Source organism: Phytohabitans kaempferiae, from assembly GCF_042433955.1.
GTDB classification, from domain to species: domain Bacteria; phylum Actinomycetota; class Actinomycetes; order Mycobacteriales; family Micromonosporaceae; genus Phytohabitans; species Phytohabitans kaempferiae.
The window spans coordinates 55,636-79,081 of sequence record NZ_JBHLUH010000013.1 but is presented as its reverse complement, the minus strand read 5'-3'; the positions used below and the strand labels follow the sequence as shown (position 1 = coordinate 79,081).

Annotated in this window: 23 protein-coding genes; 8 read left to right on the top strand and 15 right to left on the bottom strand. The window is 72.0% G+C overall.

Annotated elements, in window-relative coordinates; all coding sequences use genetic code 11:
- Positions 1-24 precede the first annotated feature (24 nt).
- The 4 genes from ACFFIA_RS12075 to ACFFIA_RS12060 all read right to left on the bottom strand — a co-directional run bounded on the left by ACFFIA_RS12075 (position 25) and on the right by ACFFIA_RS12060 (position 2,984).
- The gene (locus tag ACFFIA_RS12075) at positions 25-867 is read right to left on the bottom strand and encodes a lytic transglycosylase domain-containing protein (protein WP_377249891.1); all 843 of its coding nucleotides are present in this window, start codon (positions 865-867) and stop codon (positions 25-27) included.
- Positions 868-961: 94 nt separating this feature from the next.
- A complete protein-coding gene (locus ACFFIA_RS12070) occupies positions 962-1,117 on the bottom strand; it encodes a hypothetical protein (protein ID WP_377249889.1) in 156 nt (51 codons plus the stop codon).
- The gene (locus ACFFIA_RS12065) at positions 1,114-1,431 is read right to left on the bottom strand and encodes an antitoxin VbhA family protein (RefSeq protein WP_377249886.1); all 318 of its coding nucleotides are present in this window, start codon (positions 1,429-1,431) and stop codon (positions 1,114-1,116) included. The genes ACFFIA_RS12070 and ACFFIA_RS12065 overlap by 4 nt, the downstream gene beginning before the upstream one ends.
- Before the next feature lie 185 nt (positions 1,432-1,616).
- Positions 1,617-2,984, bottom strand: coding sequence for a VTT domain-containing protein (locus ACFFIA_RS12060; protein WP_377249883.1), 1,368 nt, complete (start codon positions 2,982-2,984; stop codon positions 1,617-1,619).
- 106 nt (positions 2,985-3,090) lie between these two features.
- Here ACFFIA_RS12060 and typA point away from each other — a divergent pair, with 106 nt between their 5' ends.
- From typA to ACFFIA_RS12040, 4 genes are read left to right on the top strand one after another with little or no spacing between them, the layout of a single operon-like run.
- Entirely contained in the window at positions 3,091-4,953 is a 1,863-nt protein-coding gene (typA, locus tag ACFFIA_RS12055) for a translational GTPase TypA (RefSeq protein ID WP_377249881.1), read from the top strand.
- A complete protein-coding gene (locus tag ACFFIA_RS12050; protein WP_377249879.1) occupies positions 4,943-5,713 on the top strand; it encodes a serine hydrolase in 771 nt (256 codons plus the stop codon). Before typA ends, ACFFIA_RS12050 begins: the two co-directional genes overlap by 11 nt.
- The gene (locus ACFFIA_RS12045) at positions 5,710-6,792 is read left to right on the top strand and encodes a mandelate racemase/muconate lactonizing enzyme family protein (protein WP_377249877.1); all 1,083 of its coding nucleotides are present in this window, start codon (positions 5,710-5,712) and stop codon (positions 6,790-6,792) included. The genes ACFFIA_RS12050 and ACFFIA_RS12045 overlap by 4 nt, the downstream gene beginning before the upstream one ends.
- Positions 6,782-7,768, top strand: coding sequence for a C40 family peptidase (locus ACFFIA_RS12040; RefSeq protein ID WP_377249874.1), 987 nt, complete (start codon positions 6,782-6,784; stop codon positions 7,766-7,768). The genes ACFFIA_RS12045 and ACFFIA_RS12040 overlap by 11 nt, the downstream gene beginning before the upstream one ends.
- A gap of 350 nt (positions 7,769-8,118) precedes the next feature.
- Here the strand turns inward: ACFFIA_RS12040 and ACFFIA_RS12035 are convergent, their stop codons facing one another.
- Together ACFFIA_RS12035 and ACFFIA_RS12030 are read right to left on the bottom strand one after the other, a co-directional pair.
- Positions 8,119-8,637, bottom strand: coding sequence for a pyridoxamine 5'-phosphate oxidase family protein (locus tag ACFFIA_RS12035; protein ID WP_377249871.1), 519 nt, complete (start codon positions 8,635-8,637; stop codon positions 8,119-8,121).
- 106 nt (positions 8,638-8,743) lie between these two features.
- Entirely contained in the window at positions 8,744-9,745 is a 1,002-nt protein-coding gene (locus ACFFIA_RS12030; protein ID WP_377249869.1) for a TerC family protein, read from the bottom strand.
- A 298-nt stretch (positions 9,746-10,043) separates the two neighbouring features.
- Here ACFFIA_RS12030 and ACFFIA_RS12025 point away from each other — a divergent pair, with 298 nt between their 5' ends.
- A complete protein-coding gene (locus ACFFIA_RS12025; RefSeq protein ID WP_377249867.1) occupies positions 10,044-10,337 on the top strand; it encodes an antibiotic biosynthesis monooxygenase family protein in 294 nt (97 codons plus the stop codon).
- An 11-nt stretch (positions 10,338-10,348) separates the two neighbouring features.
- Here the strand turns inward: ACFFIA_RS12025 and ACFFIA_RS12020 are convergent, their stop codons facing one another.
- Together ACFFIA_RS12020 and ACFFIA_RS12015 are read right to left on the bottom strand one after the other, a co-directional pair.
- Positions 10,349-11,098, bottom strand: a complete 750-nt coding sequence (locus ACFFIA_RS12020; protein WP_377249865.1) for a hypothetical protein — start codon at positions 11,096-11,098, stop codon at positions 10,349-10,351.
- 158 nt (positions 11,099-11,256) lie between these two features.
- Complete coding sequence (locus ACFFIA_RS12015; protein ID WP_377249862.1) at positions 11,257-11,712, bottom strand: SRPBCC family protein; 456 nt, start codon at positions 11,710-11,712, stop codon at positions 11,257-11,259.
- A 14-nt stretch (positions 11,713-11,726) separates the two neighbouring features.
- Here ACFFIA_RS12015 and ACFFIA_RS12010 point away from each other — a divergent pair, with 14 nt between their 5' ends.
- A complete protein-coding gene (locus tag ACFFIA_RS12010; protein ID WP_377249860.1) occupies positions 11,727-12,290 on the top strand; it encodes a TetR/AcrR family transcriptional regulator in 564 nt (187 codons plus the stop codon).
- Between the two features lie 121 nt (positions 12,291-12,411).
- On the opposite strand, the gene ACFFIA_RS12005 is transcribed toward ACFFIA_RS12010, so the two are convergent.
- The 4 genes from ACFFIA_RS12005 to uvrB all read right to left on the bottom strand — a co-directional run bounded on the left by ACFFIA_RS12005 (position 12,412) and on the right by uvrB (position 16,961).
- A complete protein-coding gene (locus ACFFIA_RS12005; protein WP_377249858.1) occupies positions 12,412-13,512 on the bottom strand; it encodes a GNAT family N-acetyltransferase in 1,101 nt (366 codons plus the stop codon).
- Between the two features lie 98 nt (positions 13,513-13,610).
- Positions 13,611-13,982, bottom strand: a complete 372-nt coding sequence (locus ACFFIA_RS12000) for a VOC family protein (protein WP_377249856.1) — start codon at positions 13,980-13,982, stop codon at positions 13,611-13,613.
- A gap of 10 nt (positions 13,983-13,992) precedes the next feature.
- Positions 13,993-14,823, bottom strand: a complete 831-nt coding sequence (locus ACFFIA_RS11995; RefSeq protein ID WP_377249854.1) for an AraC family transcriptional regulator — start codon at positions 14,821-14,823, stop codon at positions 13,993-13,995.
- 8 nt (positions 14,824-14,831) lie between these two features.
- Complete coding sequence (gene uvrB / locus ACFFIA_RS11990) at positions 14,832-16,961, bottom strand: excinuclease ABC subunit UvrB (RefSeq protein ID WP_377249851.1); 2,130 nt, start codon at positions 16,959-16,961, stop codon at positions 14,832-14,834.
- Between the two features lie 453 nt (positions 16,962-17,414).
- Between uvrB and ACFFIA_RS11985 the strand changes: the two genes are divergently transcribed.
- Positions 17,415-18,929, top strand: a complete 1,515-nt coding sequence (locus ACFFIA_RS11985) for a hypothetical protein (RefSeq protein ID WP_377249848.1) — start codon at positions 17,415-17,417, stop codon at positions 18,927-18,929.
- Between the two features lie 43 nt (positions 18,930-18,972).
- Here the strand turns inward: ACFFIA_RS11985 and coaE are convergent, their stop codons facing one another.
- Both coaE and rpsA read right to left on the bottom strand, forming a co-directional pair.
- Positions 18,973-19,818, bottom strand: a complete 846-nt coding sequence (gene coaE, locus ACFFIA_RS11980) for a dephospho-CoA kinase (RefSeq protein ID WP_377249845.1) — start codon at positions 19,816-19,818, stop codon at positions 18,973-18,975.
- 204 nt (positions 19,819-20,022) lie between these two features.
- On the bottom strand, positions 20,023-21,516 hold the full coding sequence (gene rpsA, locus ACFFIA_RS11975) for a 30S ribosomal protein S1 (protein WP_377249843.1): 1,494 nt from the start codon (positions 21,514-21,516) through the stop codon (positions 20,023-20,025).
- 352 nt (positions 21,517-21,868) lie between these two features.
- Between rpsA and ACFFIA_RS11970 the strand changes: the two genes are divergently transcribed.
- Positions 21,869-22,669 (top strand): class I SAM-dependent methyltransferase, encoded by an 801-nt coding sequence (locus ACFFIA_RS11970; RefSeq protein WP_377250274.1) that lies wholly within the window; start codon positions 21,869-21,871, stop codon positions 22,667-22,669.
- A 135-nt stretch (positions 22,670-22,804) separates the two neighbouring features.
- Here ACFFIA_RS11970 and ACFFIA_RS11965 read toward each other — a convergent pair whose 3' ends face one another.
- Complete coding sequence (locus tag ACFFIA_RS11965) at positions 22,805-23,386, bottom strand: DUF7144 family membrane protein (RefSeq protein ID WP_377249840.1); 582 nt, start codon at positions 23,384-23,386, stop codon at positions 22,805-22,807.
- Positions 23,387-23,446 lie beyond the last annotated feature (60 nt).

Here is a 23,446-nt window from a genome sequence, read left to right as displayed (position 1 = left end):
ACGAGGAAATTGTGAAAATAGTCCTCAGAACGAGAGACATTCGCAGTTGGTCATCAGCGCCCGGACGTTCTCGACGTAGCGGGGGTTGGGGATCACCAGCCCCGCGTCGGTGTCGACCGCCCCGAAGCCGTAGTTGTACGCCGCGATCACCGCGTTGATCAGGCACGGCGCGGTGTGGCTCGCACAGTCGCCGGAGCTGACCAGCGTGTAGTCGCGCTCGAAGTAGACGTCGCCGAAGTACTTGATCAGCCAGGCCAGGTAGTTGGCGCCGAGCGTGGCGTTGTCGGTGTACGTCCGCACGTCGTACGACTGTCCGAAGCGCTGGTTGACGAAGGCGGCGGTGTCGGGCATGACCTGCATCAGCCCGATCCCGCCGTCGCAGGCGACGATGTGCGACTGCCAGCCGCTCTCCTGCCACGCGGTCGCCTTGACCAGGTTGACCGGCACCTTGATGCTCGGCGCCGAGGTCGGCCAGTACGTGCGTCCGGCCGCCGCGGTGAGCGCCTGCTTCACCTCGGCGCGGGAGGCGGCCGTGCCCTCGTACGTCGGCTTGCAGCCCGCGGGCGGCGGCTGGGGCGGGGCCGGCGGCAGCTTGGTCTCCACGGGCGGCTTGCGCTTGGGCTTGGGCTTGCTCGGCGGGCGCGTGGTCGCCGACTCCTTCGGCGTGGGCGTGGCGCTCGGCGTCGGCGCGGCACCCCACTCCTGCGCCAGCGCCCGCACCTCCGGCGTCTCCTCGGCGGCGGCGGCCGTGGTGGCCACCGGCCCTGGCTCGGCCGCGCCGACCGGCGCCTGCTCCAGGCAGCCCGACAACGCGAACACCGTAACGATCCCGACAACCCCCGCGCGCAGCTTCACGCCGCGCACCATAACAGGTCGTCAGGGGGGCTATCGGGGGCCCGACGCAGCAGAATGTGGCGCTGGTCCTGGCAGTCGCGTCGGGTCCTGCGGTAGTCCGAGAACGTCAACGAGCCACCAAGCCATCGAGGAGATCGCGAAGCAGGCCATTGTCGCCTAACGTCAGACCCGCCTCCACCTCACGCAGTCGCTCGGGGTCGAAAATGCCGAGCCGGTTGCGCAGCACCCCGCTGTGGGGATCCACATATGGGTCGACGGTCACGAAACGCCGTACAACTGCCGAACAAGCTCACGCATCTGCACGGTACTGATCTCACCACGCGCCCAACGCTCGGTGATGGCCTCGACATCGGCGCCAATCGCGAGACCTTCGGCCCGCACCGATGCCGCTGCCTGCGCCAGCGACCGAGCCCGCTCAGCGGTGAGTTCGTCGAACACCTCGACCGGAACCATGACCGCCTCGGTCTTGCGATGTGAACCCACTCCCACCGGAGTACGGTCGCCGTTACGGAACCGCTCCAGGACGCTGGGTAGTTGTTCGCGCGCCTCGCGAACGGACAACGTCTCGATCAACATCCCCAAAGTGTACCCGATTGTGTACGCATTTTGCTGCGTCGTCCTGCTCCACCCATCGAGCGCACCGAGCAATCCTGAACGTGGAGCCCGCATCAGCCATCCGGCCGTCGGCCGGATGGGCGAGGACCCGCTCGCCGCGGCGCCGGTCGCATCCGGCGCGTCCGGGTCCGCGCGTTTCGGGTGGGCTACCCGGAGGCCGAACCCGATAGGCCAGGCACATCCGGCGCCGGGTTTCCCGCCCGCGTCCGGGTCGCCCAGGCCACCATGAAGACCGCGGTCCACAGCACGCCGAGCAGCACCGACGTGACGAGCTGACTGGCTGTGTTCCACCCCACATAGAGACGGGCCGCGGAGACCGTCACCAGGCCCACGACCGCCGCGGTCCAGGTCGCGACCCCGGCCATCCACGGCGTACGCCGGGCGACCAGCCAGGCCAGCGTGCACAGGCTGGCCGCGACCACCGCGTGCTGGGTCAGAAAAAGCCGCTCGGGCACCAGCGCCCGCTCGGCGACCGCCAGGAGCACCAACGGCAGGAACGCGCCCGCCGACGCGACAAGTGTGACCAGGTCACCACGCCAGGTGCGGGAACGCCAGCCGAACACCAGGGCGGCCAGCGCCACGACGGCTACGAGGATCTTCGGGCCGAGCACGCCGACCACCACGTCGGCCGCGTGCGCGAACCCCTCGGTGCGCCGGTCGGCGAACCACTCCGCCACCATTTTGTCCACCACGGACAGTCCACTGTGGCGGACGACCGCGTCGACCAGGTATGCCATCGCGAACGCGAAGAGCAGCAACAGCCCCAGCCCGAAGACCAGGTTGGCCGCGAACGCCCAGCCCGGGCCGAAGCGCATGGAGAGCAGGAAGAAGAGCAGCCCGTACCGCTGGGTCACCCACCGCATCGGCGGGAGCGCGCCGGCCCGGACCGCGAGCGCCTTGGCCGGGTCGGGATTGCGGCCCAGCCACCGTCCAAGCAGGACGATCGCGACCACCGCGACGAGAAGCACGAGGACCGCGCCGGTCGCCTTGCCCAGGTAGCGGGAGACGGTCTCGTACGACTCGCCGGCGAGGTAGCCGACGACGACCGAGCCGCCGACCCAGGTGAGCACGCCCAGCGCGTTCCACGGGGCGAAGCGGCGGTAGGGCATGCCGGCGGCACCGGCGAGGCGCGGGGCGAGCGTACGCACGAACGCGACCCACCGGGCCCCGAACATCGCCCGGCCGCCGAGGCGGGCCAGCATCGCGTCCGCCTTCTGCCAGCGCTCGTGGCCGATCCGCGCGCCCCACCGCCCGGAACGCAGCCGGGGGCCGTGGCGGCGCCCGCTGCGGAAGGCGAGCGCGTCGCCGGCCAGCGCGGCGGCGATCATGAGAACCACGGTGGGGGCGAGCCGGAGCGTGCCGAGATAGGCGAGAAAGCCGACCGTGAGCAGCGTCGCCTCCGCCGGCACCACCAGGCCGACGATCACGGCGGTCTCGCCCGCGACGAGGAGCGCCGCCACCGCGTAGACCAGCAGCGGCGGCAGGTCGGTCAGCAGGTTTACCAGCTCTTGCACGTGCGCCCCCGGAACACGCCGACAGCATGCCAGGCGAGTGTCACAGTGGCGTCGCGGGTCGGCCCCCGGCTCCACAGGATGATCACAGGCACGGGAGAATGGCGTCATGCAGACCCGCTCGGACCTCCGTAACGTCGCGATCATCGCCCACGTCGACCACGGCAAGACGACCCTGGTCGACGCCATGCTGCGGCAGGCCGGGGCCCTCCACACCCGGGGCGAGGTGGCCGACCGGGTGATGGACTCGATGGACCTGGAGCGGGAGAAGGGCATCACGATCCTGGCCAAGAACACGGCCGTTCGCTATGTCCCCGCCGACGGAGACCCCGTCACGATCAACATCATCGACACGCCCGGTCACGCCGACTTCGGCGGCGAGGTGGAGCGCGGGCTCACCATGGTCGACGGTGTGGTCCTGCTGGTCGACGCGAGCGAGGGCCCGCTGCCGCAGACCCGCTTCGTGCTCCGCAAGGCGCTCAAGGCCCGCCTGCCGATCATCCTGGTGATCAACAAGGTCGACCGCCCCGACGCGCGGATCAAGGAAGTGGTCGACGACACGTACGAGCTCTTCCTCGACCTCGACGCCGACGAGAGCCAGATCGACTTCCCGATCGTGTACGCCTGCGCCCGCGACGGCCTCGCCTCGCTCCAGCAGCCGGCCGACGGCGCGATGCCCGACTCGCCCGACCTCCAGCCGCTCTTCCAGACGCTGCTCGACACGATCCCCGCCCCGGCGTACGACGAGGACGCGCCGCTCCAGGCCCACGTCACCAACCTCGACGCCTCCCCGTTCCTCGGCCGGCTGGCGCTGTGCCGCGTGCGCCAGGGCACCATCCGCAAGGGACAGACGGTGGTCTGGTGCCGCGAGGGCGGTGCCGAGGAGCGCGTGCGCATCTCCGAGCTGCTGATGACCGACGGGCTGGAGCGCAAGCCCGCCGAGGAGGCCGGGCCGGGCGACATCATCGCGGTCGCCGGCATCCCGGAGATCATGATCGGCGACACGCTCGCCGACGCGGACAACCCCGTGCCGCTCCCCCGCATCACCGTCGACGAGCCGGCCATCTCGATGACCATCGGCACCAACACCTCGCCGCTCGTGGGGCGGGTCAAGGGCGCCAAGGTCACCGCCCGCATGGTGAAGGACCGCCTCGACCGCGAGCTGATCGGCAACGTCTCGCTCCGCGTGCTCCCCACCGACCGCCCGGACGCCTGGGAGGTGCAGGGCCGCGGCGAGCTGGCGCTGGCCATCCTGGTCGAGCAGATGCGCCGTGAGCAGTACGAGCTGACGGTCGGCAAGCCGCAGGTGGTGACCCGGGTCGTCGACGGGAAGACGTACGAGCCGGTGGAGCGGCTCACCATCGACGCCCCCGACGAGCACCTCGGCGCGATCACGCAGCTCCTCGCCACTCGCAAGGGCCGCATGGAGCAGCTCGTCAACCACGGCACCGGCTGGATCCGGATGGAGTGGCTGGTGCCGGCGCGCGGGCTGATCGGCTTCCGCACCGAGTTCCTCACCGACACGCGGGGCACCGGCATCCTGCACCACGTCTTCGAGTCGTACGAGCCGTGGGCCGGTGAGCTGCGCACGCGCAACACCGGCTCGCTCGTGGCCGACCGGACGGGCGCGGTCACCGCCTTCGCGATGCTCAACCTCCAGGAGCGGGGCACGCTCTTCGTCGAGCCCTCCACAGAGGTGTACGAGGGCATGATCGTCGGGGAAAACTCCCGCTCCGACGACATGGACGTCAACATCACCAAGGAGAAGAAGCTCACCAACATGCGCGCCTCCACCTCCGAGGAGACCGAGAAGGTGATCCCGCCGCGCAAGCTCTCGCTGGAGCAGGCGCTGGAGTTCTGCCGCGAAGACGAGTGCGTGGAGGTGACACCGGTGGCCGTGCGCCTGCGGAAGGTCACGCTCGACGCCACGCAGCGGGCCCGGGAGACGGCCCGTCGCAAGCATGCCAGTTAGCTTCCTGGACGGCGTGCCCGGCACCGTCTCCGTCTACATCGGACCACTCGACGGGCCGGCCCGGTACGCCCGCCTGCCGGACGCCACGCACTACGCCGCCAGCACCATGAAGGCGGCGGTGCTGGCGGCACTGCACCGCTCCGGCGCCGACCTCGACGCCGAGGTCCCGGTGCACAACGTCTTCGCCTCGGCGGCGGGCGGGCTGTTCGGCTGCGACCCGTCGTACGACAGCGACAAGGAGGTGTGGACCCGGGTCGGCGGCACCGCGCCGCTGGGCTGGCTGGCCGAGCACATGATCACCAGGTCGAGCAACCTCGCGACCAACATCGTGCTCGGCCACGTGGGGCTCGACGCGGTCGGCCAGGTGTGGGCGCTGGCCGGCGCGCGGCACAGCGTGACGTCCCGCGGCATCGAAGACCACGCCGCCCGCACGGCCGGCCTCGACAACCTGGTCACCGCCGCCGACCTCGCCGCCCTCTTCACCGCGATCGCCACCGGCGCGCTCGGCCCGCCGGAGCCGATGGTCGACACGCTCCTGCGCCAGGAACGCGGCGAAGACCTCGCCGCCGGTCTCCCCTCCGGCACGCGCGTCGCGCACAAGAACGGCTGGGTCGACGGGGTACGCCACGGCGCCGGCGTGGTCTTTCCGGACGACGCCCCGCCGTACGCGATCGCCGTCTGCACCTCCACCGACCTGCCCGACGCCGAGGCATGCGGGCTGGTCGCGCGGGTCTCCGCCTGGGCCTGGTCGATCCGATGATCGCGGAGGTCCGCACACACCGGCTGTCGGCGCCGCTGCACACGCCGTTCGTCACCGCGCTGCGCCGCGCCACCACCGTCGAGACGCTGGTCGTGGAGGTCGTCGACGCGGACGGGCGGTCGGGATACGGCGAGGCGCCGCAGGTGTGGCAGGTCACCGGCGCCTCGGTGCCGGGCAGCGAGGCGTGCGTGCGGGAGATCCTCGGGCCGCTGCTCACCGGCCGCGACCCCGACGACCTGCGGGCGCGCCTCGCCGAGGTGCGGCGCGCGGTCGCCGGCAACGAGGCCGCGAAGGCCGCCGTCGACACGGCGCTGCACGACCTGGCCGCGCGCCGGCTCGGCGTACCCCTGGCGCGCCTCCTCGGCGGGACGGCGGCCCGCGTACCGACGGACGTCACGCTCTCCGCCGGCGATGCCGACGCCCTCGCCGCGGCGGCCCGGGACCGCGTGGCCGAGGGGTTCGCGGTGCTCAAGCTCAAGGTGGGGCTCGACGCCGCGGGCGACATCCACCGCGTACGCGAGGTGCGCGCGGCCGCCGGCCCGCAGGCGCGCATCCGCCTCGACGCCAACCAGGGGTGGACGCCGCGCGAGGCGGTGCGCGTGATCCGGGGCATCGAGGACGCGGGGCTCGACGTCGAGCTGGTCGAGCAGCCGGTGCCGGCGTGGGACCTCGACGGGCTGGCGTGGGTGAGCGAGCGCGTGTCGGTGCCGATCCTGGCCGACGAGGCGGTGTACGGCGTGCGCGACCTCGTCGAGGTGATCCGCCGCCGGGCGGCCGACATGGTCAACGTGAAGCTGGCCAAGTGCGGCGGCCTCGGCCCGGCGGGCACGCTGCTGGAGTTGGCCGCCGCACACGGGATGGGCACGGTCGTCGGCTCGATGATGGAGAGCCCGGTCGGCATCGGCGCGGCCGCGAGCCTGGTCGCCGCCTACGGCACCACGGCCACCGCCGACCTCGACGCCGCCTGGTGGCTCGCCTCGTCGCCGGTCGAGGGCGGCATCCGGTACGAGGGCGCGCAGGTGGTCCTGCCGGACGCACCGGGGCTCGGCTTGAAGATAATATCCGGGGATGGTGGCTGAGCCGGCAGTTGGTTTCGTCGCGGCCCCGGTCGCGACGCTGTGGTCCGACCCGGCGGCCGTACGCCCCGTCGACGCGCCCGCCCTCGCTCCCCGCGCCGACGTCGGGGCCTGGGTGTCCAGGATGGACGAAGATCAGCGGGTCGGCGACTGTGTGGTCAGTCAACTCGTGCTGGGCGAACGCGTGCTGGTCGAGGAGGTACGCGCGGACGGCTGGGCCCGCGTCGTCGCCGTCGAGCAGCCGGCCGCCCGCCTCGACCCGCGCGGCTATCCCGGCTGGCTGCCGGCGGCGCAGTTGGCATTCGGCCCGTTCCCGGCTGCCACGCCAGCGCTGTCCTCGCCGGACGTCGCCACGCCAGCGCTGTCCTCTTCGGACGTCGCCATGCTGGTGGTCGACGCGACCGGGACCGCGCTGCGCAACGCGCCCGCCGGGCGGGTCGTGCTGCCCGGCGTGGTGCTCGGCACGCGCCTGCCCTCGGCCGGCCCCACCGAGGAAGGATGGCGGCCACTGCGCGTCCCGGGATACGACCGTCCACTGTGGGCGCCTGCGGCCGAGCTGGTGCCCCTCCCCGCCGCGGTCGCGCCGGTCGACGTGCTCGCGCTGGCCCGGCGACTGCGCGACGCCGTGTACGTGTGGGGCGGCATGTCCGGCCACGGCATCGACTGCTCCGGGCTCGTACACATGGCGTGGCGCCGCTTCGGCGTGCGGCTCCCCCGCGACGCCAGCGACCAGGCGGCGGCCACCGCACCCCTGCCGCCCGGCACCGAGCAGCCCGGCGACCTGTACTTCTTCGCCCGCCCCGGACGACCCGTGCACCACGTGGGCTTCGTCTCCGATCGGGGACCCCGGCACATGCTGCACGCGTGCTACCGCCAGCGGCTGGTGGTGGAGGAGCGCCTGACCGACGAACGCGCCGCGACCCTGGTGGCCGCGCACCGAGTGGTGGCCGGCCAGGGCCTGTTGCCCGGAAACATCTGACGAAACTGCCGGAAGAGCGTGGACGGGCCCGAGACCCTGACCCCGGAAGCTCTCTCTGGAGAAGCTGTCGAGCTGGGCGCACCGGTGCGCCCAACCTCCGCGGAGACGCCACACGCGCGGCTCGTGGCGTGGACGCTGGGGCCGGGCGGGTCGCCGCGCCTGGCCCGGCGGGCGCATGCGGCGTTGTCGGGGACATAGCCCTTTCAAACCGGGCCGCAGGGGCTATGTCCCCGACATTGCCACAGCGGACCGCCGACGGTCGCGTCGTCGGGTCCTGGACGCGGAGGGTGAGGCCGCGGGAGCAGCGGCATCGAGCACCGCGGACATCGCGGTAGCTCAGATCCGCTCTTTCACTTGGCGATGAGCTTCGCCACGTTGGAGGCGTAGACGGTCATCCAGTGCGGATGCAGCCGGTAGTAGACCACGTCGTTGTCCCAGTCGAAGGCGTTGTCGCCGTAGAAGCCCTTGAAGTACGCGAGCAGGTCCGGCCAGTCCGCGGCCGGCTCGCCCGCGGCGGGGTTGAGGACCTCCACGGTGCCGTGGGTGAACACGCCCAGCTCCTCGCCGCGCATGTACGCGACGCTGGCGGCCGGGCGGGCGGCGAGGTGGCGGGCCTTGGCGGCGCCGCGTGCCGTGCCGAAGTGCCACTTGCCGTGCAGGAAGTGCCCGTCCACGCCGCTGATCCGGGGCTCGCCCTTCGCCGTCACGGTGGACAGCGCGAGCGTGCACATGCCGGTCAGGATCTGGGTGAGCTGCTCCGCGGCGATGGCGCGCTCGCCGACGATCGAGCGGAGATGGCTGGTGGAACGGGACAGGGAGGCGTCGAGCAGGGTCTGGAGCTGGTGGAGTTCTTCGGCCGTTTCCCGCATCGGACCACACTATGCGAAGCGGGGAGCCGCGACGCCGTCTGGACGACCCGCCGTGTCGCGGCCCACCGAGCGGGCGCCGCGGACGACCGCGACGCCCCAGCGTGCCTCAGTGCTCGGCGCCCACCAGCTCCTTCTTGCTCTCGCGCGACGACTTGATGAGGCTCGCCACCGTGGCGACGATGAGCGTGCCGATGATGACGGCCAGCGACAGCCAGATCGGCACGTGCGGGGCCCACTGGACGTGCTCGCCACCGTTGATGAACGGCACGTTGTTGTCGGCCAGCGCCTCGAGCACCAACTTCACGCCGATGAAGCCGAGGATCACCGACAGGCCGATCGACAGGTAGACCAGCCGCTCCAGCAGGCCGCCGAGCAGGAAGTAGAGCTGGCGGAGGCCCATCAGCGCGAACACGTTGGCCGTGAAGACCAGGTAGGGCTCCTCGGTGATGCCGAAGATGGCCGGGATCGAGTCGAGCGCGAAGATCAGGTCGGTGGTGCCGATCGCGATCATCACCAGCAGCAGCGGGGTGAACATCCGCCGCCCCTTGCTGTTGATCGTCGTGAAGCGCCCGTTGCCGTAGTCGGGCGAGACGCGCAGGGCCCGCCTGGCGTACCGGATGACCACGTTTTCCTTGTAGTCCTGCTCCGCCATCTCACCCTGCCGGGCGAAGTTGATGGCGGTGTAGATCAGGAACGCGCCGAAGATGTAGAAGACCCAGGCGAACTGGGAGATGAGCGCCGCGCCCGCCGCGATGAAGGCGCCCCGCATCACCAGCGCCAGGATGATGCCGATGAGCAGCACTTCCTGCTGGTACTTCCGGGGCACGGCGAAGCGGCTCATGATGATCACGAAGACGAACAGGTTGTCGACCGAGAGGCTGTACTCCGTCAGCCAGCCGGCGTAGAACTCGCCGGCGATGGTGCCGCCGCTCGTGATCCAGACGCCGACTCCGAAGAGCAGCGCGAGGGCGACGTAGAAGCTCACCCAGATGGTGGACTCTTTGATGCTCGGCTCATGCGGTCGCCGCCCGATGATCAGCAGGTCGGCGGCGAGCACCGCGATGAGCACGACCAGGGTGACGACCCACACTCCTGTGGACACGTCCAATTAAACCTCCGGCAGACATACGACATCGCCCCGTCATGGACGAAGCGATGTGAACTCTGTCGGAGGTCTCTTCCGCCGCCCCGGACCGTGCCGATGGAGTGGCGACCGACAATGCCGGGTCGACCGGGTGGGCCGGCGACGACCGTGTTGACGACAAAGTCGCGGGGGAATACTCCCCTCCTACGCCCTCCATCATCCACCATCAGCCCGGCTTTGGAACACCCACACCCCAGTGTGATGCGAGTCGTAGCACGCTCACTCAAGCTTCCTAGGAGGCTAGGCGTTGTAGGCTGCTCGCATGGTGCTGGAAGTCGCATTGATCGAGGTCAACCCCGGGCAGGAGGACGACTTCGCCGCCGCGTACGCGAAGGGTCACGCCGTCCTGGCCACCACGCCCGGCTGCCGCTCGGTGCGGATGACCCGCGGCATCGAGTCGCCCTCGCGTTTCGTGCTCCTCGTGGAGTGGGACTCGGTCGAGGCGCACGTGGACAACTTCCGCGCCAGCGAGCGTTACACGACGTGGCGGTCGTTGATCGGCCCCTACTTCGCGGCGCCGCCGACGGTCGAGCACTTCATCGACGTACCGGCCTGAGGCCCCTCGCGTCAGTCGTCGTGCACGCCGGCGTCGAGCAGCGCCGCCAGCTCCACCATCCGGCTCCTGGTGACCGGGTCGACGTGCGCCACCTCCACGTAACCGTCACCCTCGTGGAAGAACGGCACCGGCCGCCCCGAAGGGTGACCGGTCCAGTGCGCGACCGGCGGGCAGGTGATCAGGCGCCACCCTGACGGGAGTAGCGCCTCGATCCGCTCGTCGACCCGGAAGTCCGGCTGCCCCGCCACGAGCGCCCACCACTCGGCGACGGGGATCGGACGCGCGTGACGGGTGAGGAAGCGGCGGGGGTGCACACCGAGCGCCGGATGAAGGTCGTCGGGCGTGCGCTCCCGGGCGGTGACCGTGCCGTCGGGGGCGGCCACGTACAGCTCGCAGTCGTCCCCCATCAGCCAGGCGTCGAGGCTCCGCGCGAGCGCGGCCATCCGCCGGATCAGTGCCTCGCCGGGCCACGTGCTCTGGATCTGCCCGTTTGACACGTGCAGCCATTCGCTCTCGCCGCCGTCGGCGCCCTCGGTCCCGCTGTGCCAGCCGAAGTGCCGCAGGCCGAGCGGGACCGGCAGGCCCGCGATCCGGTCGTCGCCGCCCTCGCCCACGAACGCCGGACGCGTGCCCTTGCGGTCGGGCTCGAACCACAGGTCCGGCTCGCGCTCGATCAGGTCGGCGAACTCTCGCTCCATGATCGGATAACGCTTGCCGTAGGACCAGAACAACGCCCGGCTGATGTGCAGGTCGTAACCCACACTGGCCATTGTGGACCAACGCGTGGCGTCCCGCTGACCCGTGCGGCGGCAGGACCGGACGCGCCGGAGTGCACCGGCCCGGCCGCGCTGGCCGGGGCGCCGACAGCGAGTGCGGGGTACGGCACGGCGGAGTACGAGCTGGAGCGCCGCCGCGGCGGTCAGTGGTGCTCGGGCTGGGCCGCCGGGCTCGCGGCGGCCTTCGCGAGGCCCCGCGCGCACCCCTTGATGAAGGAGCCGAGGAACAACCGGTAGAACCAGCCCGTCCCGCGCCGCTCCGCCGTGAACGTGGAGTGCCACCGGATCAGCGTCCCCGCCCCGTCCGGCGTGAGGTCGACGTCGGCCCGGTAGTCGCGGATCGCCATGCCCGACAGCAGCCGGTAGCTGAACCGCCGCCCCGGCACCGCCTCGACGATCTCCTCGCGGTTGGTGAACGGCCACGTCCGGAAGACCCGGATCGCGCCGACCCCCTCACCCCCCGCCGCGTCCGCCCGCTCCAGCTCGAACGAGCCCAGCCCGGACCAGGTGGGCCAGGTGGCGCCGGAGGCGAGCAGCCGGTACAGCGCGTCGGCGTCCGCCTGCGAGCGCGCCGTCACATCGATGTCCTGCACACGCATGTACCATATGGTACATGTCCGAGCCCCGGCAGCGCCTCCTCGATGCCGCCGTCGACCACCTCGCCGCCCACGGGCTCAGCGACCTCAGCCTGCGCCAGCTGGCGGCCGCGCTCGGCACCAGCCACCGCATGCTCATCTACCACTTCGGCTCGAAGGAAGGGCTGCTGGTCGAGGTGATCCGGGCGGTCGAGCGGCGCCAGCGCGAGGCCTTCGCCGGGCTGGGGCCCGACGAGGCGGTCAGCCCGGGCGACGCGATCCGCCGCATGTGGCGCCGCTTCGCCGATCCGGCGCTGGCACCGCACGAGCGCCTCTTCTTCGAGGTGTACGGCCAGGCGCTCCAGGGCCGCACCCACGCCCTCCCCCTGCTGGAGGGGATCGTGGAGTCGTGGCTGGAGCCGGCGGTGCGGTTCGCCCGCGACCGCGGCGTGCCCGAGGAGGTGGCCCGCGCCGACGCCCGCCTGGGCGTCGCCGTGATGCGCGGGCTGCTGCTCGACCTGCTCGCGACGGGCGACCGGCAGGGCGTCGACGCGGCCGCCGAGCGCTTCGCGGCCGCCTACGAAACCCTCACCGCCCGGTGACCACCGGCGGCCTTCGCCAGCGCCTGCTGGCCGCGCGGATCCGGTTCAAGAGACAGATCCGGGCTACCGCGACGTCCGCCGTGGTCGATACCGCCGCTCCCGCGGCCTCGCCCTCCGCGTCCTAGCCAGGCCGCTGGAACTTCGCCCGCCGGCCGAGCACCGCGAAGCCCAGCCGCGTGTAGAGCCGCCCAGCCGGGTTGTCCACATTGACGTCGAGCAGCGCCTGGCCCGCGCCGTCCGCGCGCATCCGGCGCAGCGCCTCGGCCACCAGGCCGGCGCCGACGCCCCGCCCCCGCCACGACGGCACCACGCCGACCTGGACGATCCACCCCTCCGCGCAGGTGACGAAGCCCACGTCCGCGCCGTCCGGCCCGGTGGCCAGCAGCGACCACTGTGGACGAAACTCGTCGTCGCCCGCCGTCCACTCGACCCACCGCTCGGCCGGCCAGCCGGGAAAGCCGGGCCGGTCACGGAACGACGCGTCGTACACGGCGAAGAAGCGCGCCGCGATGTCGGACGTCCACTCGCGCGCCACCACATCTGGCGGCAGCGGGACCTCCGGCAGCGGGGCGGAGGCGAGGTCGAAGCGCATCACGTCCTCCGCGAACGTCTGCCGCAACCCCCGGCTGGCGAACAGCCGCTCCGCCGCCTCGGTCAGCGCCTCGGTCTCGACGGTCACAGCGGACACCGGGGGCACACCGGCGCCCGGCGGCACGGCGGACCCGGCCCCGGCCGTCGCGGAGCCGGCGGGGCCGCTCGGGGCGGGCGCCAGGGCTGCCGCGGTGGGCGCCGCAGCGGTGACGGGCGCCGCAGCGGTGGCAAGCGCGGGATCGCCGGCCAGGACCGCGGCGGTGGCGGGCACCGCAGCGCCCGAGGCGGGCGCGGGATCGCCGGCCAGCACCGCCGCGGCGGTGGCGAGGCCCCAGTCGAGCAGCCCGCCGCCCACGCCCCGACCGCGGTGGGCCGGGTCGACGACGCCGAGCACCGCCGCGCCCGAGGCGAGGCGGCGGACCGTGGCAGCCGCGACCAGCACCCCCGTCGCCGTGCGACCGCCCGCCGTGATCGCGCCGTCGGCCGTGATCGCGCCGTCGGCCGTGAACCGGCTGATGGTGACCTCCGGCATGCCCCCGTCTGCCGCGTGGCACCGCTCGGCCAACGCGGCCACCGCATCCCGGTCGCCGTCACCGTCCAGCGGGCCCCAGCTCAACTCCCCTTCACGCACGCCCTGACCCTACGGCGAGGCCCGGTCACCGCGCGTCCGAATTTCCCGTCGCCATCCGGAGCGCGCCCTGCCTGGTGACAGGCCCACCGCTTCGTCCACTACGGGCGGTACGTGCCGAAGGACCAGGGATTGCCCTCGATGTCACGTGCGCCGTACTCCCGCGAGCCGTACGGCTGGTCGGTCAGTGGCATCACCACCTCGGCGCCGGCCGCGACCGCGCGGGCGTGGTGGGCGTCGACGTCGTCCACCGCCACGTAGACGCGCCAGTCGTCGGCGTCCGGGATGCCCGCGGGCGCGTCCTTGCGTTGGCCGATCATGATCATGCCGGTGGCGTATGTCAGCTCGGCGTGCGCGACCGTCCCGTCGGGCGCCTCGTGAACCGTGGTGACCTCGAACCCGAACGCGGTGACCAGCCAGTCGATGGCGGCCTTGGCGTCGGTGTACCGGAAGGTCGGGTAGATGCTTCGCATGTGCTCAGTCTTACCCGGCGTGCTCGGGCCGGATTGTAGAAATGCGACCGGGCGTCGTGCCGGCGAACTTCCGGAAGTCGCGGATCAGATGCGCCTGGTCGTGGTATCCGCACGCCGCGGCCACGCCCGCCCAGCCCTCGCCGCCCGCCCCGGCACCGCCGCCGGGCGCCCGCGACGGTGAGGACGCCACCGCGTACGCGTGGGCGAAGCGGAGGACCCGCGCCGCCACCTTCGGGGTCAGGCCGAGCTCTCTGCGGAACGACGCGGCGAGGTGCCGCCGGCTCCAGCCCACCTCGGCGGCGAGCGTGCCGACGGCGACCCGGCCATGTGAGCGGCACAGCCGGCGCCACGCCCACTCGACCCGGCGGTCGGGCGAGGGCGCGTCGGCGAGGCGGGCGACGAACGCGGCGTCGAGCAGCGCGAAGCGGCTCGGCCAGCCGGGCGCCTCGGCCAGGCGGGCGGCGAGGTCACGCGCCCAGCCGCCGGGCAGGACGTCGAGCGGCACCACGCGGTTGGCCAGCTCGCCGATCGGCAGGCCGAAGAGGCGGCCGGCGTCGAACGGGTCGAGCATCAACTGCACGCCGCGGCCGACGCCGGTGAAGGTGGTCTCGGCGTACGCGTCGAAGAGGCCGCCGGTGAACGACGTCACGCCGGTCGCCGCCGAGCCGGGCGCCCGGGGATGGGCCACGTCGAGCGGGTCGCCCCAGCCGACGAGGAACACCGCCTTGGAGCCGGGCAGCTCGCGGCGGCACTCCACGCCCGCCACGCGCTCCTCGTAGCCGGTGTAGCGGCCGACGATCGGGCGCAACCGGGGCTCCGGCCGCCCGATCGTGAACGTCACGCCCACGGCTACTTGACCCCGGCCGCGTCCATCCCGCGCAGCTCCTTCTTCAGCTCGTGCACCTCGTCGCGGATGCGGGCGGCGAGCTCGAACTGGAGCTCGCGGGCGGCCGCCAGCATCTGGTCGTTGAGATCCTGGATGAGCTGGGCGAGGTCGGCGCGGGCCATGCCCTCGCGGGACGGGGTCGCCGCCCTGCCCCGCGACCGGGTCTCCTTCACCGGCGCCTTGCCGCGCGTCATCTGCCGCCCCGAGCCGCCGACGACGTGACCGCCCGGGCCGTGGCCGCCGAGCGCGCCCTCGGTGTCGTCGGCCTCGCGGTAGATGTCGTCGAGGATGTCGTGGATCTTCTTGCGCAGCGGCTCGGGCGAGATGCCGTTGGCCTCGTTGTAGGCCACCTGCTTGGCCCGCCGCCGGTTGGTCTCGTCGATCGCGCTGGCCATCGATGGCGTGATCTTGTCGGCGTACATGTGGACCTGGCCGGAGACGTTTCGCGCGGCGCGGCCGATCGTCTGGATCAGCGAGGTGCCGCTGCGCAGGAAGCCCTCCTTGTCGGCGTCGAGGATCGCCACCAGCGACACCTCGGGCAGGTCGAGACCCTCGCGCAGCAGGTTGATGCCGACGAGCACGTCGTACTCACCCTTGCGCAGCTCGCGCAGCAGCTCGACCCGGCGCAGCGTGTCCACTTCGGAGTGCAGGTAGCGCACGCGGATGCCGTGCTCCAGCAGGTAGTCGGTCAGGTCTTCGGCCATCTTCTTGGTCAGCGTCGTGACCAGGACCCGCTCGTCGCGCTCGGCGCGCACTTGGATCTCGTGCATGAGGTCGTCGATCTGCCCCTTGGTCGGCTTGATCATGACCTCGGGGTCGACCAGGCCGGTCGGGCGGATCACCTGCTCGACGAACTCGCCGCTGGAGTGTTGCAGCTCCCACGGCCCCGGCGTCGCGGACAGGAACACCATCTGCCCCACTCGCTCCAGGAACTCGTCGAACCGCAGCGGTCGGTTGTCGGCCGCGCTCGGCAGCCGGAAGCCGTGCTCGATCAGCAGCCGCTTGCGCGAGGCATCGCCCTCGTACATCGCGCCGATCTGCGGGATCGTCTGGTGTGACTCGTCGATCACCGTCATGAAGTCGTCGGGGAAGTAGTCGAGGAGGCAGTGCGGCGGGTCACCGTGCGACCGGCCGTCGATGTGCATCGAGTAGTTTTCGATGCCGTTGCAGAAGCCGACCTGGCGCATCATCTCGATGTCGTACGTCGTGCGCATGCGCAGCCGCTGCGCCTCCAGCAGCTTGCCCTGCCGCTCCAGCTCGGCGAGGCGCTCGGCGAGCTCGGCCTCGATGCCGCGCAGCGCCCGCTCCATCCGCTCCGGCCCGGCCGCGTAGTGCGTGGCCGGGAAGATGAGCAGCTGGTCGACCTCCTTGATCACCTCGCCGGTCAGCGGGTGCAGGTAGTACAGCTTCTCCACCTCGTCGCCGAAGAGCTCGATCCGGACGGCCAGCTCCTCGTAGGCGGGGATGATCTCGAGCGTGTCGCCGCGAACCCGGAACGTGCCCCGGCTGAACGACATGTCGTTTCGCGTGTACTGAATCTCGACGAGGCGGCGCAGCAGCTTGTCGCGGTCGATCTCCTCGCCGGCCCGCACGCGCACCGAGCGGTCGAGGTATTCGGACGGGGTGCCCAGCCCGTAGATCGCGGAGACGGTGGCCACCACGATCACGTCGCGGCGGGTGAGCAGCGACATCGTGGCCGAGTGGCGCAGCCGCTCGACCTCCTCGTTGACCGAGGAATCCTTTTCGATGTATGTGTCCGTCTGCGGGATGTACGCCTCGGGCTGGTAGTAGTCGTAGTAGGAGACGAAGTACTCCACCGCGTTGTGCGGCATCAGCTCCCGAAACTCCTTGGCGAGCTGCGCACACAGCGTCTTGTTGTGGGCGAGCACCAGCGTCGGGCGCTGCATCCGCTCGACCAGCCACGCGGTGGTCGCGCTCTTGCCCGTGCCGGTGGCGCCCATGAGCACCGTGTGGCGGTCGCCGCGGCGCACTCGACGCTCAAGCTCGTCGATGGCTGCCGGCTGGTCGCCGGACGGCTTGTAGTCGCTGACGACCTGGAAGCGGCCGTCGAGTCGCGGGATGTCGAGACCCATGCGCTAAACCGTACGCCGACGGTGTGACAACCCGCCGGGGAGACCGTTTCAGGTGCGATCAACTTCGATATTGGCGTTGTGTGGGAAAGATCACCGCGCTACCGTCTTAGGGGTAGGCCGCTCGCGGCGGCCGACCGGGCACATGATCGGGCCTCCACACCGGCCGGTCAGACCCGGCGCAGGGTCGCAGCCCCGGCAGCTCGCCGGTGAGCGCACCCGACGCGGTCGCGCAGGACGCGCTGACCGGCCGCCGCGAGCGCCCCATTCTTTCCACAGCGGATCGACTTCCCGGTGCGCGCCGGCATGTCCGCGTGCACCGGGCGGAAGGGCACTCACGCGGCGGCCGACACGCCCGATCCGCGAGCCGCTCCCACACCGCCGGATCGACCGATCGAAACAAACCGACCGGAACGGCACACGTCACCCATCTGACGGCAGCGCGTTCAACCTCGCGTGAAGGCAAGCTTCGAACGGCGACGGATCATCGCGCTCGCCGCCCTGGTCTGTGTCGCCGCCGGCTCGGCCGCGGGGCTCACCACGGGCCTCGTCTCGTGTACGCCGGTCGAGAAACAGGTCGAGGCCCGACCGCTTTCGGCGACCGAGGCGCAGCGGCTGGCCGGCATGCGCGCCCGCAACTTCGAGGACGCCCGGGTCGGCATCCGCGCCACGCTGGGCAAGCCGGGCGCCGACATCAAGCTCGCGGGCTGGGTCGACTGGCGGCGGCCACTTGTCTACCTCGCGGCCACGGCGCCCACGCCGGGACCGGACGACGGGCTGCTCCAGGCCGTACCCGGAGTAATCGCCACGCGGCCGGGGCGGGCGGACGGCGGTCTGCCACCGGAGACGCCGCCGGCGAAGGAGTGGCGGGTCCGCCCGTCGACGGCGACCGCCGCGCAGCCGGCGCCGATCGACTCGTTCGTGGCGCTGCTCTTCGCGATCGCCGCCGAGAAGCCGGACCACGCCGACCTGCTGGCGCGCAGCGACTCGCGGTGGCTCGGCACCGACCGGATCGCCGACCTGCCCGTCGACGTGCTGCTCGGCCCGGCCCTGCCCCCGCAGCCCAAGCCGACCGCGACGCCCACAGCCAAGCCGCCCGCGCCGACGGCCACCGCGAGCGCGTCGGCGCAGCCGGTCGGCCCCGCCTCCCCCACGCCCGGACCCAACTCGCTGGCGGCGATGGGCGGCGCGGTGCGGTACTGGCTGGACGGCGACGCGCGCCTGCACCGCTTCGAGGCGCTGCTCGGCAAGGACCTGCCGGTCAAGGTGGACCTCACCCGCGAGAAGCGGCCCGAGCTCGTGGCGATCGACGCCTTCGGCGGGCGCACCACCAAGCCCCGCCAGGTCAACGACGCCGAGGCCGAGGCGCTCGCCCTCATGCGCCAGCGCAACCGGGCCGCGGGCGGTGGCCAGATCACGCTCACCGTACCCATGCTCCCCGCCGGCACGATGCTGGCGAACGGTTGGCTGGACTGGCGGCAGACGGTGGCGTACATCGGCGCGTACGACATGGACAAGACCGACGAGCGTGTCCTCATGCGAGCGAACCGCACCGGCGTGACCGTCCGCAACGACGGCTTCGAGGCCGGCAAGCTCCCCCCACTCCCCCCGACGTCCGGCGACTGGCAGACCATCCCGTGGTCGGCGCGGGGCGACGAACTCGGCGGGCTCGACCTCGACCTGCTGCTCAACGAGGCGCTCGCGGTCAGCGGCACCGGCCGGGACGACGTCGACGCGCTCAAGCAGGTGGCCCTGTGGCTGCGCAAGGACACGCTGGCCGGCGGCCCGGTCAACGTGTTCGAGATCGCCAAGGGCGCCGACGTCGGCGGCGCGCGCGGGGCGGCGCGGATCCGCTACTGGATGGACCGCACCGGCGTGGTGCGGCGGCTGGAGCTGCGGACCCGGATGGGCGCGTTTGCCCAGCTCGACATCACGCCCGGCGACGTGCCCACGCTCAGCCGCCCCCGGTAAGGGCAGGGGCCGCGCCGGCCCCGGACCCGCACGTCCCGAATAGCTAGGGCTCGGCGACCGTGATGCGCGCCGGGCGGCCGGGGTCGGCGCTCCCCCAGCCCCGCCCGTCCGGCAGCGGCGGGAAGCCGGCCGGGCCGAGCGCCTCCGTCCGGTCGGTCTCCACGCGCACCACGCCGCCCGCCAGGCTCACCCGGTCGGTGCCCAGCACGTGGGCCAGCCGCGCGGCGATCCGGGGGTAGTCGTCCGGCGACGTCGACGCGCCCAGACAGGGGACGCGCTGGAGCCTGACGTTTTCCTCGTAGGGTCGCAGCCGCTCGTGCCACAGCGCGTCCACGCGCGTACGCAGGTCGGCCAGCGTGGAGTCGTTGCGCAGCAGCGAGTCGGCGGCGGCCCGCCGCTCCTCCTCCCCCACCTGCGCGCGGATGCGGGCGTGCGCCTGCTCGGGCGTCATCCCCCGGTCGCGGACCAGCCGCTCCACGCGAGTGGCCTCAGCCGCGTCGACCACGATCACCAGGTGGTACGTCGGCGCGAGCCCCACCTCGACCAGCAGCGGCACGTCGTTGACCACGATCGCGTCGGGCGCCACGGCGGCGAGGAGTTCCTTGCCGCGCTCGCGTACGCGGGGATGGATGATCGCCTCCAGCCGTCGGCGCGCGCCGTCGTCGCCGAAGACCCGCGCGCCGAGCGCCGGCCGGTCGAGCGCGCCGTCGGCACCGAGCACCTCGTCGCCGAACGCCGCGACCACCTCGGCCAGCCCGTCGGTGCCCGGCTCGACCACCTCACGGGCCAGCCGGTCGGAGTCGATGACGGTGGCACCTCGCTCGGTGAGGCGGGCGGCCACCGCGCTCTTGCCCGCCCCGATCCCCCCGGTCAGCCCGATCTGCAGCACAGGCCCAGTCTTCCATCCCCGCCCGGTCCGCTCGACGGGCGCTTTTCCGGACACCGAGGACCGCCGCCCTCGCGCACGACGGGCAACCCCGACCTCCGACTCCGCGCCGGGCCGCGCCAACTCGGGGCGCGACGCGGCGGGCGGAAGACGCGGACGGGCCCCGCCGCGCCGAAGCGCGACGGGGCCCGTCTTTCAATCGATCCCTTACTTGCCGCCGGCCAGCTTTTCGCGCAGAGCGGCGAGCGCCTCGTCCGTGGCCAGGGTGCCCGCGGGCTCCTCGGCCTGACGGGCCGGCGCGGCCGTGGCCTGCGCGGCACCGCCACCGCCCGCACCCGACGAAGCGGGCGCCGCGGCGGCGTCGAGGTCGGCGGCACGCGCCGTCTGCACCTGCTTGGTGTGGGCCTCCCAGCGCTGGCGGGCCTCGGCGTACTGCCGCTCCCACTCCTCACGCTGCTTCTCGAAGCCCTCGAGCCACTCGCCCGTCTCCGGGTCGAAGCCCTCCGGGTAGATGTAGTTGCCCTCGGCGTCGTAGGTCGCGGCCATGCCGTACTGCGTCGGGTCGAAGTGCTCCTCGCCCTCGACGAAGCCCTCGTTGGCCTGCTTGAGCGACAGCGAGATCCGGCGACGCTCGAGGTCGATGTCGATGACCTTGACCATCACGTCGGAGCCGACCTGCACCACCTGCTCCGGGATCTCCACGTGGCGCTCGGCCAGCTCGGAGATGTGGACCAGGCCCTCGATGCCGTCGTCGACCCGCACGAACGCGCCGAACGGCACCAGCTTGGTCACCTTGCCCGGCACGATCTGCTGGATCGCGTGGGTGCGGGCGAACTGGCGCCACGGGTCCTCCTGCGTCGCCTTGAGCGACAGCGAGACCCGCTCGCGGTCGAGGTCGACGTCGAGGACCTCGACCTCCACCTCCTGGCCCACCTCGACGACCTCGGAGGGGTGGTCGATGTGCTTCCAGGACAGCTCGGAGACGTGCACCAGACCGTCCACGCCGCCAAGGTCGACGAACGCGCCGAAGTTGACGATCGAGGAGACCACGCCCTTGCGGACCTGGCCCTTCTGGAGCTTGTTGAGGAACTCGGTGCGCACCTCGGACTGGGTCTGCTCCAGCCACGCGCGGCGAGACAGAACCACGTTGTTGCGGTTTTTGTCCAGCTCGATGATCTTCGCCTCGAGCTCGCGACCGACGTAGGGCTGGAGGTCGCGCACGCGCCGCATCTCCACCAGCGACGCCGGCAGGAAGCCGCGCAGCCCGATGTCGAGGATGAGACCGCCCTTGACCACCTCGATGACGGAGCCGCGCACGACGCCGTCCTCGTCCTTGATCTTCTCGATCGTGCCCCAGGCGCGCTCGTACTGCGCCCGCTTCTTCGAGAGGATCAGGCGGCCCTCCTTGTCCTCCTTCTGGAGAACCAGGGCCTCGATGTGGTCACCGACCGACACCACCTCAGCGGGGTCCACGTCATGCTTGATCGACAACTCGCGCGAGGGGATGACGCCCTCGGTCTTGTAGCCGATGTCGAGCAGGACCTCGTCCCGATCGACCTTGACGACGGTGCCTTCGACAATGTCGCCGTCGTTGAAGTACTTGATGGTCTCGTCGATCGCGGCGAGGAACGCCTCCTCGGACCCGAGGTCGTCGACGGTGACCTTGTTGGCGCTCGAGGTGGCCTCGATGCTGCTCGTCATGTGGACTGTTGCTCCGAACGGATGGTGTCGCGGGGACCTGCTGCGCACACGGACCGGCCGTCGGGCACAGCTCTGCCATCGTCGATGATCCGCGAGATGTGTCCGCCGACCGCGGACCTGCTCCCTGCCGAGGTCACAATCCGCGAGTGCATCGACTAGCTTACCGTGCGCATTACCACAGCGTGCAAGCCCTACCGGGGCCAGATGTGCGCGTGTCAACAATCACCAAAAATGTCCCAATAAACCTTTTCCAACCTCCCGCACCGTCCGCCGCCCACCGGGCGGGACGCGCCACGCCGTCCCGGTTGAACGGGGTTCGACCCCGGCGGCCCCGACTACTGTGACCTCCGTGATCGACGAGGACACTCGCGTCGGCCGCCAGCCGGTGACCGAGGCCGAGGCCCGCCGCGCCAACCGTGGCTGGTGGGACGGCGACGCCGACAGCTACCAGGCCGAGCACGGCGCGTTCCTCGGCGAGGCGGACTTCGTGTGGTGCCCCGAGGGCCTCCGCGAGGCCGACGCCCACCTGCTCGGCGACGTCGCCGGCCGCCGCGTGCTCGAGGTGGGCTGCGGCGCCGCGGCCGCCGCCCGCTGGCTCGCCACCGAGGGCGCCGACGTGGTCGCCGTCGACCTCTCCGCGGGCATGTTGCGGCACGCCGTGGCCGGCGCGCGGGCCTCCGGGGTACGGGTACCGCTGCTCCAGGCCGACGCACTGGCGCTGCCGTTCCGCGACGGCGCGTTCGAGGTGGCCTGCACCGCCTTCGGCGCGGTGCCGTTCGTGGCCGACTCGGGCGCCCTGATGCGCGAGGTCGCCCGCGTGCTCCGCCCCGGCGGGCGCTGGGTCTTTTCCGTCACACATCCGATGCGTTGGATTTTCCTGGACGACCCGGGCGAGCGCGGCCTCCTCGCCGTCCACTCGTACTTCGACCGCTCCCCCTACGTGGAGCGGGACGAGGGAGGCGTCCCCACGTACGTCGAGCAGCACCGCACCCTCGGCGACCGGATTCGTGAGCTGGTGGCGGCGGGGTTCGAGCTGCGCGACCTGGTGGAGCCGGAGTGGCCGGCCGGGCACGAGCAGGTGTGGGGCCAGTGGAGCCCGATGCGCGGCCGGCTCTTCCCCGGCACCGCCATCTTCAGTTGCGTGAAGCGCTAGCCGCCGGTCGTGTGGACGCGGAGGGCGCGGCCGCGGGAGCGGCGGTCTCGACCACGGCGGGCGCCGCGGTAGCCCAATCTCTCTCTTGGGTCTCCGGGACCGGACCGCTCACGGCGGGCACGGCCCCGTCGTGCACTAGCCGCGGCCCAGCGGCGGCCGGTCGGCGACCTGCTCGACCCCCTTCGCCCCGTTGGTGGTCGGATCGTCGCTGCGGTGCTGGCCGGCCGGCGGGCGGTTGGTGGGCCAGCGGTCCGGCGCGGGGCGGGGTTCGCCCCCGGCGCCGCGGTAGTAGCCAGATGCCATCTCCCCCGCTTGCGTGTCGCCGGGACGGCCGACGCGGGCCGTGGCCACCGCCCAGATCACGAACACGGCGAGCGCGATCATGGCCAGCGACCAGAGCGGGTAGTACGGCAGGAAGACGAAGTTGTTGATCGCCACCAGTGCGGCCAGGGCGATGCCCACCGCGCGGGCCCAGGCAGCGCCCGTGAACAGGAAGAATCCCGCCACGACGGCGAGCACGCCGAGGGCGAGGTGGATCCAGCCCCAGGCGGTGGTGTCGAGGTTGTACGTGTAGTTGGGGCCCACGACGAAGAACTGGTCGTTGACGATCGCGGCGATGCCGACGAAGACCTCCCAGATCCCCAGCAGGATCATCACGGTGGCGGCGAAGACGAGCCCGCCGACCGCCCACGCGCGGGACGTGCTTGATTTGGCCATGACTTCCTCGCTTCCTCCTTCGATCCCCTCACCATAGGTACGCAGACCGAGGCAATAAGG